At 63.8% G+C, this 12991-nt stretch carries 12 protein-coding genes and 1 pseudogene; 11 read left to right on the top strand and 2 right to left on the bottom strand.

The window, feature by feature from the left end; genetic code table 11:
* Positions 1-13: 13 nt before the first annotated feature.
* Both D3Y57_RS01730 and D3Y57_RS01725 read right to left on the bottom strand, forming a co-directional pair.
* The gene (locus tag D3Y57_RS01730) at positions 14-757 is read right to left on the bottom strand and encodes an RES family NAD+ phosphorylase (protein ID WP_121150793.1); all 744 of its coding nucleotides are present in this window, start codon (positions 755-757) and stop codon (positions 14-16) included.
* Positions 735-1118: an MbcA/ParS/Xre antitoxin family protein gene (locus tag D3Y57_RS01725; RefSeq protein WP_121150791.1), complete on the bottom strand. Its 384-nt coding sequence runs from the start codon at positions 1116-1118 to the stop codon at positions 735-737. The genes D3Y57_RS01730 and D3Y57_RS01725 overlap by 23 nt, the downstream gene beginning before the upstream one ends.
* A 191-nt stretch (positions 1119-1309) precedes the next feature.
* Here D3Y57_RS01725 and D3Y57_RS01720 point away from each other — a divergent pair, with 191 nt between their 5' ends.
* From D3Y57_RS01720 to D3Y57_RS01670, 11 genes and pseudogenes are all read left to right on the top strand, one after another.
* Complete coding sequence (locus D3Y57_RS01720; RefSeq protein WP_121150789.1) at positions 1310-3316, top strand: conjugal transfer protein TraG; 2007 nt, start codon at positions 1310-1312, stop codon at positions 3314-3316.
* Complete coding sequence (locus D3Y57_RS01715) at positions 3313-3726, top strand: CopG family transcriptional regulator (protein WP_121150787.1); 414 nt, start codon at positions 3313-3315, stop codon at positions 3724-3726. Before D3Y57_RS01720 ends, D3Y57_RS01715 begins: the two co-directional genes overlap by 4 nt.
* A pseudogene (gene trbB, locus D3Y57_RS01710) lies at positions 3723-4747 on the top strand (P-type conjugative transfer ATPase TrbB). Before D3Y57_RS01715 ends, trbB begins: the two are co-directional and overlap by 4 nt.
* Before the next feature lie 11 nt (positions 4748-4758).
* Positions 4759-5061: a TrbC/VirB2 family type IV secretion system protein gene (locus D3Y57_RS01705; protein ID WP_121150785.1), complete on the top strand. Its 303-nt coding sequence runs from the start codon at positions 4759-4761 to the stop codon at positions 5059-5061.
* A complete protein-coding gene (locus D3Y57_RS01700; protein ID WP_121150783.1) occupies positions 5058-5342 on the top strand; it encodes a VirB3 family type IV secretion system protein in 285 nt (94 codons plus the stop codon). Before D3Y57_RS01705 ends, D3Y57_RS01700 begins: the two co-directional genes overlap by 4 nt.
* The gene (gene trbE, locus D3Y57_RS01695) at positions 5336-7804 is read left to right on the top strand and encodes a conjugal transfer protein TrbE (RefSeq protein WP_121150780.1); all 2469 of its coding nucleotides are present in this window, start codon (positions 5336-5338) and stop codon (positions 7802-7804) included. The genes D3Y57_RS01700 and trbE overlap by 7 nt, the downstream gene beginning before the upstream one ends.
* The gene (trbJ, locus tag D3Y57_RS01690) at positions 7801-8559 is read left to right on the top strand and encodes a P-type conjugative transfer protein TrbJ (protein WP_121150778.1); all 759 of its coding nucleotides are present in this window, start codon (positions 7801-7803) and stop codon (positions 8557-8559) included. The genes trbE and trbJ overlap by 4 nt, the downstream gene beginning before the upstream one ends.
* A 121-nt stretch (positions 8560-8680) precedes the next feature.
* Positions 8681-9985, top strand: a complete 1305-nt coding sequence (gene trbL, locus D3Y57_RS01685; RefSeq protein WP_121150775.1) for a P-type conjugative transfer protein TrbL — start codon at positions 8681-8683, stop codon at positions 9983-9985.
* Between the two features lie 5 nt (positions 9986-9990).
* Positions 9991-10815, top strand: coding sequence for a conjugal transfer protein TrbF (trbF, locus tag D3Y57_RS01680; protein ID WP_121150773.1), 825 nt, complete (start codon positions 9991-9993; stop codon positions 10813-10815).
* Entirely contained in the window at positions 10812-11765 is a 954-nt protein-coding gene (gene trbG / locus D3Y57_RS01675; RefSeq protein WP_239025783.1) for a P-type conjugative transfer protein TrbG, read from the top strand. Before trbF ends, trbG begins: the two co-directional genes overlap by 4 nt.
* Entirely contained in the window at positions 11762-12985 is a 1224-nt protein-coding gene (locus D3Y57_RS01670) for a TraB/TrbI/VirB10 family type IV secretion system protein (RefSeq protein WP_121150771.1), read from the top strand. Before trbG ends, D3Y57_RS01670 begins: the two co-directional genes overlap by 4 nt.
* The last annotated feature ends 6 nt before the right edge of the window (positions 12986-12991 follow it).

Genomic DNA, 12991 nt, shown 5'->3' with positions numbered 1-12991 from the left:
CGACGTTATTTTTCTACGGTGCCAAGAGTCCGAATATCTCGAACGTGAACGAATATCGGGCGATCGACGGAAATGCGGCAAACACCGTGATCCGTCCCGCCTCATAGCGAAAGTGCCACGTTTGTTCGATCGTCGGCGTGGGTGCGGCAAACCCCTTTGGATCGAGCATTGCGATGTTCGCTCGGTGTTCGTGGTCGCGGACTGATCCATATCGAATGAGTTGCGCGTCTATGGTTCGCGCTTTGGCAGCAAACGCCTGACATGCCGAATAATCTCCCGGGTCCATCCATAACGCCACCTGGGTATCGAAGGGCGCGCTCATCAGGTCGAGGGCGCGACTGACGGTGACCGGAACTGTGAGCGCCGAATGCTCCACAACGGTGGTTGGCGGCCTGAAACCCGGCGAGCGGGAGAAAAACAGCAAGCGCCAATAGGCGGTCTCCGCCACGGCAGTTTCGACATGCTCAGACGCATAGAAGATACCGGGCCGCTCATTGGCGCGACGAAAACGTGACGCGCGCGAGTGCCCATAGCGAAACGGGGTGCTGAGCAGATAATGGAAACCACGTGCCGCAAGCGGTAATGTCGGCTTTACATCCTCGACGAGATTTTCGAGCAAAGCTTGGTCCTCGGCATTGCCAGCAAGCCGGTTGGTCGAAATACGGTGCTGTGCCTCGACCAGACGCCAGACCTTGCCGCGATAGGGGCGAAAGTCGGCTGGCGTCGGAACGATGTCAGACGCGGGCGCGGAAGTCATCGACGTAATTCGTGACTTCGCCGAGTCCCTTTACCGACCGGATCAGGTCGATCGGACGGCCGTCCAAATCAAGGTTGACGGTACGCAGCCACGACATCGAGGCCTGGTCGTCGCTGCCCATGAGGGCATCGAGGCTGCGGAACAGTCGCACTAGATATTGTCCAAGTTCGAACGCCTTGTTCGTCCGATCAAGTTCGAAGGTCCCGGAGCGCAGTCGCGACACCGACGCCGCCGATAGCCCCAGGATCGCGCCAAGCTGTTCGTTCGACAGCTTCCAGCAGGCAGCGATCTTGCTGACAGCTTCGGTTAGTACCCGACTCGCCTGGCTTTCGCCGACCAATACTGCTGTTGCCACGCTCATTCTCCTGAATGATTGAGTTCCATATCATTCTTAGGGTGTTGACATAGAATTTGCAACATCAGAGGTCGGAGTGCCCCACCTCCACGTTCCCCCATATCCCTCCCAATTCCCCCACGTACATCCATTCCGTTTGTCGGGTCGTCAGATGACAGTGTTGCTGCCGGGCCACTTGCCTCGCGGGAGCGACACCCATGACACCCACCAAGCTCTTGATCGGCCAGATTTTCATTGTCTTCGGCATCGTGTTCGGAGGCCTCTGGGCGGCGACGCAATGGGCAGCAGCAATGCTGGCCTATCAGCCCGAACTCGGGCGGCCGTGGGCGGTGGCGGCCGGCCTGCCGGTCTACCGGCCATGGGCACTGTTCGGCTGGTGGTATCATTACGATGCCTATGCGCGGGACATTTTCGACAAGGCTGGCATGCTGGCCGGGGCCAGTGGTTTCGTAGCCTGCGCCGCTGCTATCGGTGGATCGCTCTGGCGGGCACGCCAAACCAACAACGTCACGACCTTTGGATCGGCACGCTGGGCGTCGCGCCCTGAGATCGAGAAGGCAGGGCTGCATGGCGACAGCGGCGTATTGCTCGGTCGCGTCGGTGATCGCTATCTGCGCCACTCGGGCCCCGAACATGTCATGTCGTTTGCACCGACGCGTTCGGGCAAGGGCGTCGGGTTGGTCGTGCCGACATTGCTGTCATGGACCGGCTCGACGGTCATTCACGACATCAAGGGTGAGAATTGGACGCTGACTTCCGGGTGGCGGTCGCGCTTTTCGCACTGCCTGCTGTTCAATCCGACCGACGCGCGGTCGGCACGATACAATCCGCTGCTCGAAGTCCGGCGCGGGGCCAACGAAGTCCGCGACGTCCAGAACATCGCCGATATCCTCGTCGATCCCGAAGGTGCGCTCGAAAAGCGCAACCACTGGGAAAAGACCAGCCACTCGCTTCTCGTCGGCGCGATCCTCCACGTGCTCTATGCCGAGGAAGAGAAGACACTGGCGCGCGTCGCGACCTTCCTGTCCGATCCGCAGCGCAGTTTCGCGTCCACACTGAACCGGATGATGGCGACCAACCATCTCGGCGACAAGGATGCCCCGAAGGTTCATCCCGTCGTTGCGTCTGCGGCGCGCGAACTGCTCAACAAGAGCGAGAACGAGCGCTCGGGCGTGCTGTCCACCGCCATGTCTTTCCTCGGCCTCTACCGCGATCCGACGGTTGCCGAGGTCACCTCGCGCTGCGACTGGCGCATCGCCGACCTGATCGAGGGCGACCGACCGGTCTCGCTCTACCTCGTCATTCCCCCGTCCGACATTAGCCGGACCAAGCCGCTGGTCCGCCTTGTGCTCAACCAGATCGGTCGTCGCCTGACCGAGCATCTCGATGCGTTTGGCACGCATAACCGCAAACACGAGCTGCTGATGATGCTCGACGAGTTCCCGGCACTCGGCCGCCTCGATTTCTTCGAGACCAGTCTCGCCTTCATGGCAGGCTATGGCATCCGCGCCTTCCTGATCGCCCAAAGTCTCAACCAGATCGAAAAGGCGTATGGCGAGCATAATTCGATCCTCGACAATTGCCATGTTCGTGTCGCCTTTGCCACCAACGACGAACGCACCGCAAAGCGCATATCGGATGCATTGGGCACGGCGACCGAACAGCGCGCGATGCGTAACTATGCCGGACACCGGCTCGCACCCTGGCTGTCGCATGTCATGGTCAGCCGCCAGGAAACCGCACGCGCGCTGCTGACGCCCGGCGAAGTCATGCAATTGCCGCCAACCGATGAGCTTGTCCTGATCTCGGGCCTCGCGCCGATCCGGGCGTCCAAACTGCGCTATTTCGAGGACAGCAATTTCCAGCAACGCGTCCACGCCGCACCCATCCTGTCAGACGGTGTTTATGCCGACCGGCCCAGGGCTCGGAGCAACGACTGGGGCAAGTTTGTCCGCTCGACCGACACCCGGCTCGTCCGCGCCGAAGATGCCGTCAGACCCGAAGACGGTGGACTGCAGCAGGAACGTCATCCCGGCCTTGCCGCTGAGGCCCCTAGGAAACCGGTCGAACCCGCGACGCAGCTCGAACTCGAGATCGAGGACGACGCCGACAGTGTCTCCACCAAGGCCGTTATGGACCGTGCACGCGGGCCAGCGCCAGCGGTTCGTGTCTTTGCCATCGACTCTCCGGGGCTCGGACTATGAGGGGCATCACCAAGGTCCGCCAGAACCTCTATCTGGACCGCAAGCTCAACGATGCGCTCGAGGCGCTGGCTGCAGGCCCCGGCGGCAACAAGAGCCATCTTGTCAATGCTGCGGTCGCCGACTGGCTGGAACGGCAGGGCAGCAAGAAGATCGACGATCTGCTGAAAGTGCGGCTCGACCGGATGTCGCGCGATCAGCAACGCATCTCCCGCGATGTGAACATCGTCCTCGAAAGCCTTGCGCTGTTTGTCCAATATTATCTCTCGGTCAACGCGCAGCTGCCGCAGGCCGATCACATCGCCCGCGCTGCCGGCCGTGCGCGCTTTGCCGAATATATCAGGATCGTCGGCGAGCAACTAGCGAGCGGCAAGCGCACGCTTGGGGCCGCCGACACCGAGATCGGGTCATGAGCGACATGGTCCAGGACTCGGTCTCGAATGGCCGTCGCCGCGCGATGCTTCGGACCGCGATGGGCCCGACGATCGCGTCCGCGCTCGCCGATCCTCTCGTTGTCGAGGTGATGGTCAATCCCGACGGGGCACTGCGGCTCGACCGGCTCGGCGAGGGCCGGACCGATACCGGCGTGCGCTATGATCCCGCGCAGGTCGAACGCATCATTCGTCTCGTTGCCGCGCACGCGCGGACCGAAGCGCATGCCGGGTCGCCGATCGTCTCGGCAGAGCTGCCACCGCATGGCGAGGGGCGGGTGAACGCTTCGAAGGCCTGCTGCCCCCGGTCTCGCTCGCGCCCTGCTTTTCGATCCGCAAACCGGCGACACGGATCTACACACTCGACGATTATGTCAGCGACGGCATCATGGCGGCCGACATCGCGAGGCGTCTGTCGCTCGCCGTCGTCGACCGGCGCAATATCCTGGTCGCAGGCGGGACGAGCTCGGGCAAGACCACGCTTGCCAATGCATTGCTCGCCGAGATGGCCAATCTCGACGAGCGTGTGATCCTCATCGAGGACACCCGCGAGCTGCAATCGCCCGCCCGCGATACGGTGGCGCTGCGGACGCGGGCAGGGGCGGTGACGATGGCCGATCTCGTCCGCTCGACGCTCAGATTACGGCCCGACCGGATCATCGTCGGCGAGGTGCGCGGTGGAGAAGCGCTCGATATGTTGAAGGCCTGGAATACCGGTCACCCCGGCGGCATCGCGACCGTCCACGCGAACAGTGCGGCCTCCGCACTCTACCGGATCGAGCAACTCGTCCAGGAGGCGGTCGTCACCGTGCCGCGCCGCCTGATTGCCGAGGCGATCGACATGATCGTGTTCATTTCCGGACGTGGCACCGCCCGCCGGATCGACAGCATCGCCCGCGTTCTCGGGCTCGATCCTGACGGCAATTACGCCGTCATCGACCTTCCCACCGACCCGACCCTCTTCAACCAAGGAGACGACCCATGCACCTGTTTACCGCTCTGAAATCAAAACCAATGATCCGCTATGCTCTGGCGTTTGGCTTGCTCGCCAGCCTGCCGTCGCGTGCGCTTGCCGCCGGCACCGGCATGCCGTGGGAGCAGCCACTTCAGCAGGTGCTCGATTCAGTCCAGGGTCCTGTGGCCAAGATCGTCGCGGTGATGATCATCATCACGACCGGCCTCACACTGGCGTTCGGTGAGACGGCGGGGGGTTTCCGCAAGCTCATTCAGATCGTTTTCGGCCTGTCGATCGCCTTTGCCGCGTCATCGTTCTTTCTCTCGTTTTTCAGCTTCGGTGGTGGAGCACTGATCGCATGAGCGCGGCCTATTCCTCGACCGGACAGCACATCGAAGGGTTCGAGGCACCGATCCACGGCAGTCTTGGATCCCCGATCCTGCTCGGCGGTGCACCGCGCGGGCTCGCCATCGTCAACGGGACCGTCGCTTCCGCGATCGGTCTCGGTCTCCAGCAATGGCTGATCGGGTTGGTGTTCTGGGCCGTAGGGCACAGCATCGCGGTTTTTGCCGCACGCCGCGATCCCGATTTTGCCCCCGTCCTGCTGCGCCACCTGCGTCAGAAAGGCCATTGGTCATGCTGAATCTGGCTGAATACCGATCGCGTGCCGAGCAAATCGCCGATCATCTGCCATGGGCAGCGCTGGTTGCCCCCGGCGTCGTGCTCAACAAGGACGGCAGTTTCCAGCGCACGCTTCGGTTTCGGGGGCCCGATCTCGAGAGCGCGACCGAGGCCGAACTGATCTCGGCGTGCGCGCGCGCCAACAATGTCCTGCGCCGTTTCGGTAGGGGCTGGGCGCTATTCTTCGAAGCCGAACGCCGTGAAGCGCTGGGTTATCCGACAAGCCCGTTTCCCGAAGCGGCGTCGTGGCTGGTCGACGAGGAACGTCGCGCCGGGTTTGAAGCGGCAGGCGCGCACTTCGAAAGCCGTTTCCATCTGACGCTGACCTGGCTGCCGTCCCCCGACAGCAGCGACAGTGCCGGCCGCTCGCTGGTCGAGCGACCCGACGACGGCATGGAGACGCCCGGCCGCGACTGGCGTGAAGTGCTTTCCGGCTTTGTCGCCGAGACCAACCGCGTGCTCGACCTGTTCGGTGGCTTCATGCCCGAGGTTCGTGCCCTAGATGACGCCGAGACGCTGACCTATCTGCACGGCACGGTTTCGAACCGGCGGCACGGGGTCGCTGTACCGGCAACGCCGATGTACCTCGACGGTCTGCTCGCCGATACGCCGCTTACCGGCGGTCTCGAGCCCAAGCTCGGCGATCTTCATCTCCGCACGCTGACCATCCTCGGCTTCCCCAGTCTCAGCCGCCCGGGCATCCTCGACGCGCTCAACGCCGCCGACTTCGGCTATCGCTGGGTCACGCGCTTCATCGCGCTCGACAAGACCGATGCGACCAAGGTGCTGACCAGGTTGCGGCGGCAATGGTTCAACAAGCGCAAGTCGATCACCGCCCTGCTGCGCGAGGTGATGTACAACCAGCCAAGCCAGCTGCTCGACAGCGATGCCGACAACAAGGTGATCGATGCCGATCTGGCGCTGCAGGCGCTTGGCGGCGATCATGTCTCGTTCGGCTATCTCACCACGACGATCACGGTCGCCGATACCGACCGAACCCGTGCCGAGGACAAGGTCCGCGCGGTCGAGCGGATCGTCAATGGGCTCGGCTTCACCGTCAAGCGTGAGGGCATCAACGCGGTCGAGGCGTGGCTGTCATCCTTGCCGGGACAGGTGTATGCCAATGTTCGCCAACCGCTGGTCCATACGCTTAACCTCGCCCACCTGATGCCGCTGTCGTCGGTGTGGGCGGGGCCGACCGAGAACCGGCAGCTTGCCGGGCCACCGCTGCTGACCGCACAGACGGCGGGCTCGACGCCGTTCCGCCTCTCGACGCATGTCGGCGATGTCGGGCACATGCTCGTCGTCGGACCGACGGGTGCCGGTAAATCGGTGTTGCTCGCGCTGATCGCCCTGCAGTTCCGGCGTTATCAAAACAGTCAGGTCTATATTTTCGACAAGGGATTTTCCGCGCGGGCCGCGGTGCTCGCCATCGGCGGCGCACACCATGCGCTGGGTCTCGGCAGCGATAGCGGCGAGGGTCTTGCCTTTCAGCCGTTGCGCCAGGTCGACGACATGGCCGAACGCGGCTGGGCTTCCGAATGGATCGCCGCGCTGCTTGCCCATGAGAAGGTCCAGGTCACTCCGGAAATCAAGGAAGCGGTCTGGTCGGCGCTCGGCAGTCTGGCGTCAGCGCCGCCTGAAGAACGCACGCTCACCGGGCTCGCCCTGCTTCTGCAGTCGAATGCGCTCCGCACCGCGCTCACCGCCTACACGCTTGAGGGGCCTTATGGCCGCCTGCTCGATGCCGCCGAACAAAACCTGGCGCTCGCCGACGTCCAGTGTTTCGAGACCGAGGCGCTGATGGGGCAGAGCGGCGTCGTCGCACCGGTGCTGACCTATCTTTTCCATCGCCTCGAGGAGCGCTTCGATGGACGGCCGACCTTGCTGGTCCTCGACGAAGCCTGGATCTTCCTCGACCATCCACTCTTTGCCGCGCGTATCCGCGAATGGCTGAAGACGCTGCGCAAGAAGAACGTCGCGGTGTTGTTTGCCACGCAAAGTCTGGCCGACATTGCCGAGAGCAGCATTGCGCCGGCGATCATCGAAAGCTGCCCGCAGCGAATCCTGCTGCCCAATGACCGCGCGATCGAACCGCAGTCGCGCGCCGCCTATGAGCGCTTCGGCCTCAACGACCGACAGATCGAACTCGTCGCGCGTGCCACGCCAAAGCGCCATTACTACCTGCAGTCGGCGCGCGGCAATCGCCTGTTCGAGCTGGGGCTCGGCCCCATCGCGCTGGCGCTTTGTGGCGCGTCCGATCCTGCCGCACAGACCCGTATCGATGCCCTCCTCGCCGAGCACGGCACCAGCGATTTCGCCGCGCACTTCCTGCGCGATGCCGGGCTCGACTGGGCCGCTGCGCTGCTGGCCGACTTTTCCAGTCCCGAACCCTCAACCCCCGTGAAGGAGTATCTATCATGACCGCCAAAACCCGTTCCGCCCGATCGCCGCTGAGCCAATATCTGACCGCAACGGCGCTCGGCATTGCTGTCGTTGGGTGCGTCACTTTTCAGCTGACCTCGAAACCGGCACAGGCGCAGCTCACCGTTTTCGACCCGCGTAACTACGCACAGAACATCCTGACGGCCGCGCGCGCGCTCCAGCAGATCAACAACCAGATTCGCTCGCTGCAGAACCAGGCGACGATGCTGACCAACATGGCGAAGAACCTGAGCCGGATCGATTTTCCCCAGCTCCAGCAATTGCAGGCCCAGTTGCAGCAGATCGACCGGCTGATGGGGCAGGCGCAGGGCATTAACTTCCAGATCAGCGGAACCAACGCCCAGTTCCAACGGCTTTTCCCGCAGATCTTCAACCAGGCGCTGAGCGGCAACCAGCAGGTGATTGCCTCACGCGCACGCATGGACACCGCGATGGCAGCGTTCCGCCAGTCGATGGCCGTCCAGTCGCAGGTTGTCGGCAATGTGCAGGCCGATATCCCGACGCTGTCTGCGCTCGCCGATAAAAGCCAGAACGCCGAAGGCGCTCTCCAGGCACAGCAGGCGACCAACCAGTTGCTCGCGCTCACCGCCAAGCAGCAGTTCCAGATCCAGAATCTGATGGCGGCGCAATATCGTGCCGAAGCGATCGAACAGGCACGCCGCGTCCAGGGCGAGACCGACGCGCGCGCAGCAACCACAAAGTTCCTCGGATCCGGCTCGGCCTACACCCCTTAATAGGTTTGAGCCGGACAGGCGACGCGATGGGCCGCCTTCCGCGCAGCGCCGCTGCGGGGTTCGGTTTGCTCCCCGGACTCGAGCCCCGCGGCAATTTTTTGAATCGGAAAGCAGATTTGTCATGAACGACCTCAACGTCATCGACCGCTTCATGCAGGCCTTCATCCGCTACATCGACAGCGGATTCGGGCTGCTCGGTGGCGATGTCGGCTTCCTCACGACGACGCTGATCGGCATCGACATCACGCTGGCCGGGCTGTTCTGGGCGCTGGGCGGCGAACAGGATGTCATTGGCCGCTTCCTCAAGAAGATCCTCTACGTCGGCGCGTTTGCCTTCATCCTCAATCGCTTTTCGACGCTCGCCGACATCATCTTTCGCTCGTTTGCCGCCGCGGGGCTCACCGCAGGTGGCGGCACGCTGTCAGCCGAGGATTTGCTCAAACCCGGAAAGCTCGCGGGCACGGGTTTTGCCGCCGCCTGGCCGCTGCTCGATCAGGTCGGCAAGCTGATGGGCTTCACCAGCTTCTTCGACAATTTCCTGACGATCATCGTGCTGCTTTTCGCATGGGTGCTCGTGATCCTCGCCTTCTTCATTCTCGCCGTGCAGATGTTCGTGACGATCCTCGAGTTCAAGCTGACGGCGCTTGCAGGGTTCGTGCTCGTGCCCTTCGCGCTCTGGAACCGGACGAGCTTTCTCGCCGAACGTGTGCTTGGGCATATCGTCTCGTCGGGCATTAAGGTCATGGTGCTGGCCGTCATCGTCGGCATCGGCTCGAACTTCTTCACCGAATTTACGACGGCGCTGCAGGGGCAGGAGCCCGACATCGGCCAGGCGCTGAGCCTCGTGCTCGCTTCGCTGACATTGTTCGGCCTCGGCATCTTCGGGCCCGGCATCGCCTCGGGACTTGTCGCCGGTGCGCCGCAGCTCGGCGCTGGAGCAGCCCTCGGCACAACCGTCGGCGCGATCGGCATGACGGCGCTTGGCGGCGGTGCTGCGATCGGCGCGACCCGCGCCGTCGGCGGTGCGACGCTCGGTGCCATCCGCGCCGGTACGACGATGGGCTCGGCAGCGTCGGCATCATATCAGCTCGGCCAGTCTGCAGCCGGATCGTCGAGCGTCGCTGCCGGCCTCGGTGGCGTCGCGCAGGCTGCCGGGGGTGCGCTGCGCCAGAAAGCGTCGAGCGCGCTCGGCCTGTCCGAAGCGGCACAAACCGGTCGTGATGCCGCCTGGACCGCCCTCAACGGCACGAAATCAACGCCGGGCGCGGCGTCCGAGGCGGCAGCCGATGGCACTCCGACTTGGGCGAGCGCTCTCCGCCGACAGCAGAACAATCGCCATCACGCGCAGGTTGCCGCCCACGCAATCCGTGAAGGCGATCGCGGCGGCGCTTCCGCCACTCCCGACATCAGCGAAAAGGACGACTGACCCTCATGACATCCTCGATCTTCAAACGCAGCGTCCAGCGCTATGGACGAACCCCCGAACCCGAAACGCCGTACCAGCGTGCCGGACAATTGCGGGACGAGCGTATCGGCTCGGCGCGCGTTCAGGCGCGCAACTGGCGGCTGATGGCATTCGGCACCCTGGGACTGTCTACCGTCATCTCCGGCGCTCTCGTCTGGCAATCGCTGCAAAGCCATGTCGTGCCCTATGTCGTCGAAGTCGACCGGCTCGGCGAAGCAAAAGCGATTACCGAAGCCGAAGCTGGCTACAAAGCTACCGACCCGCAGATCGCCTGGCATCTGGCAAAGTTCGTCGAGAACGTCCGCTCGGTGTCGCTCGACCCGGTGCTGATGCGCCGTGATTGGCTGTCGGCCTATGACTTCGTCACGCGGCGCGGCAGCCAGTTTCTTGACGATTACGCGCGCAGCGCCAATCCATTTGCCAGCATCGGCGAGCGCACCGTCTCGGTCCAGGTCACCAGCGTCGTCCGAGCCTCGGACAGCGCGTTCCAGATCAAATGGACCGAGACCGCATACGATCGCGGCAACCAGACCGGCGTCTCGCACTGGACCGGCATCCTGAGTGTCGTCACGCGGATGCCCAGATCGGCCGATGCCCTGCGGAAAAATCCACTCGGTGTCTTTGTCGATGCGATCGACTGGAGCCGCGAACTCGAACCGCCGACACCGGCGCAGCCGCCCGCACCCAGAGCTGTCCCAGCGGCGACCGCGACAATGCCACTTGGATCGCCGCTCGATCCCAATCTCGCCGCGCAACCTGCCACCATTCCAGACCCGGAGACCCAGCCATGAACCCTGTATTTGCACTTCCCGCGCTATCGACACTCGCGATGATGCTGAGCGCTGCTGCGGCACCGCCGGTGCCGACACGGCTCGGGACGCCAGCGGCTATGGTATCCGCCGTGATGCCCCAGGTGGCCGCGTCGCAGCCAGTGCCGACTGTTTCGCGCCGCGCCACCCACCGACGACGAACAGCATCGAGGGCATTGGGCACATTGGCGGCAGCCAATCGGGCAGCGACTCTCGAGCCGGGGCGACAGGGCTTCATCAATGCTGTGCAAGTCTACCCCTACGGCGAAGGACTGTTGTTCCAGGTCTATACGGCTCCAGAGCGGATCACCGATATCGCGTTGCAAGCCGGCGAAGCGCTCGTCGCGGTGGCCAGTGGCGATACCGTCCGCTGGGTGATTGGCGATACGACGAGCGGCACCGGCGCCGACAAGCGCACGCATGTTCTGGTCAAACCATTTGCTGCCGGGCTTGCCACCAACCTGGTCATCACCACTGACCGGCGAAGCTACCATCTGGCTTTGACGAGCACCGGCGGGGCCGCGATGGCGGGATTGTCATGGTCCTATTCACAGGACGCGCTGATCGCTCTGAAGCGGAGTGCCGAGGACGCCGTTGGTGGAGCACCCGTCGCAATCGGTCTCGATGTCGACCGGCTGCGCTTCGATTATGCGATCTCGGGCGACAAGCCCGCCTGGCGACCGTTGCGCGCATTCGATGACGGACGACAGACCTTCATCGAATTTCCGGCAAGCCTTGCGGTCGGAGAAGCGCCACCGCTGTTTCTGGTGGCACGCAAGGGCGAGGCGCAGCTCGTCAATTATCGGCTGCGCGGGCGCTACTATGTCGTCGACCGTCTGTTCGATGCCGCCGAACTGCGCCTTGGTACCAGACATCAGGACGTCGTCCGGATCGACCGCGTGGGTGCCAGGCGTCAGCGGAGGGCGTCATGACCGATGCGGACGAGACGGGGATGGCACCCGACGAACCGAAACCGGCCCCCAAGGTCGATCCCGAAACCCTCGTTTTGCGGGCGCGCCCGACACGCGCCATCCGCTTCAAGCGCGGCGCTGTGGTCGGGCTGGCGGCGCTCGCCTCGATCAGCGTCGTCGCCACCGCCTGGGTGGCACTGCGACCGACCGCCTTCCGCATGGTCAGCCAGAACGATGAGCGCAGTGAGCCCGGCAAGCCCTCGAGCGAGGCGCTCAGCGGGCTGCCGACCAGCTATGACGATGCCCCGAAGCTCGGGGCCCCGCTGCCCGGCGATCTCGGCAAGCCGTTTCTGGAATCGCGAGCGTCGATGGCGACCGAAGGCGGGCAGGGGACAGGGGCCGCGCAAGAGGCCGAGCAGGCAGCCGCCGCCGAACGCCAGCGCCAAGTGGCCGAACTGAAGGCCGCGCGCGAGTCAGGACTGATGGCGAAATCGGGCAACGCGATGCCCGAGCAGCAGGCGACCGCCATAACGGGTGACACCTCCGCGTCCGCAAACGCTCCAGCAAAGCTTGCTGTCGATGCTGATCGCGATCCCAATGCCCAGCAGCGCAAAAGTGATTTTGTCGGGTCGATCGACAAAGGCGGGGACACCAATCCGCATGCGCTGACGGCAGCGGTGTCACCCTATACCCTGTCGGCAGGCAGTGTCATTTCCGCGAGTCTGATTACGGGGTTGCGCTCCGATTTGCCCGGGCTCGTCACGGCGCAGGTGACCGAGCGCGTATTTGACAGCGCAACCGGGCAGATATTGCTCATCCCGCAAGGCGCGCGACTGATCGGCAGCTACGACAGTGTCGTGGCTTTCGGGCAGAAACGTGCACTTGTCGTCTGGCAGCGGATCATCCTGCCGGACGGACGCTCGATGACGATCGACAATGTGCCTGCGACCGATCCGTCGGGTTATGCCGGGCTCGCCGATAAGGTCGATTTCCACACCTGGCAGTTGCTGAAAGGTGTCGTGCTTTCGACCGTGCTTGGCGTCGGCTCGAGCCTGACCTTCACAGGGGAGAGTGACCTCGTTCAGGCAATTCGTGAATCCACGCAGCAAAACGTTTCGCGCGCCGGCGACCAGCTGACCTCGAAGAACCTTCAGATTCAGCCGTCGATCACGATCCGTCCCGGTGCGCCGGTGCGGCTCGTCGTCCACCGCGACCTCATTCTCGCACCCTGGCACGAATAGGAGAAA

This window comes from Sphingomonas paeninsulae, from assembly GCF_003660165.1.
In the GTDB taxonomy this organism is placed as follows: domain Bacteria; phylum Pseudomonadota; class Alphaproteobacteria; order Sphingomonadales; family Sphingomonadaceae; genus Sphingomonas_O; species Sphingomonas_O paeninsulae.
The sequence above is the reverse complement of the archived record's forward strand: the minus strand, read 5'-3'. Positions and strand labels throughout refer to the sequence as shown.

Bases quoted from the DNA above. Each gene is read 5' to 3' on its own strand.
- D3Y57_RS01700 (WP_121150783.1), top strand. From the start codon at position 5,058: ATGAGCGCGGCCTATTCCTCGACCGGACAGCACATCGAAGGGTTCGAG.
- D3Y57_RS01725 (WP_121150791.1), bottom strand. From the start codon at position 1,118: ATGAGCGTGGCAACAGCAGTATTGGTCGGCGAAAGCCAGGCGAGTCGG.
- trbG (WP_239025783.1), top strand. From the start codon at position 10,812: ATGAACCCTGTATTTGCACTTCCCGCGCTATCGACACTCGCGATGATG.
- D3Y57_RS01715 (WP_121150787.1), top strand. From the start codon at position 3,313: ATGAGGGGCATCACCAAGGTCCGCCAGAACCTCTATCTGGACCGCAAG.
- trbE (WP_121150780.1), top strand. From the start codon at position 5,336: ATGCTGAATCTGGCTGAATACCGATCGCGTGCCGAGCAAATCGCCGAT.
- D3Y57_RS01670 (WP_121150771.1), top strand. From the start codon at position 11,762: ATGACCGATGCGGACGAGACGGGGATGGCACCCGACGAACCGAAACCG.
- D3Y57_RS01705 (WP_121150785.1), top strand. From the start codon at position 4,759: ATGATCCGCTATGCTCTGGCGTTTGGCTTGCTCGCCAGCCTGCCGTCG.
- trbJ (WP_121150778.1), top strand. From the start codon at position 7,801: ATGACCGCCAAAACCCGTTCCGCCCGATCGCCGCTGAGCCAATATCTG.
- trbF (WP_121150773.1), top strand. From the start codon at position 9,991: ATGACATCCTCGATCTTCAAACGCAGCGTCCAGCGCTATGGACGAACC.
- D3Y57_RS01720 (WP_121150789.1), top strand. From the start codon at position 1,310: ATGACACCCACCAAGCTCTTGATCGGCCAGATTTTCATTGTCTTCGGC.
- D3Y57_RS01730 (WP_121150793.1), bottom strand. From the start codon at position 757: ATGACTTCCGCGCCCGCGTCTGACATCGTTCCGACGCCAGCCGACTTT.
- trbL (WP_121150775.1), top strand. From the start codon at position 8,681: ATGAACGACCTCAACGTCATCGACCGCTTCATGCAGGCCTTCATCCGC.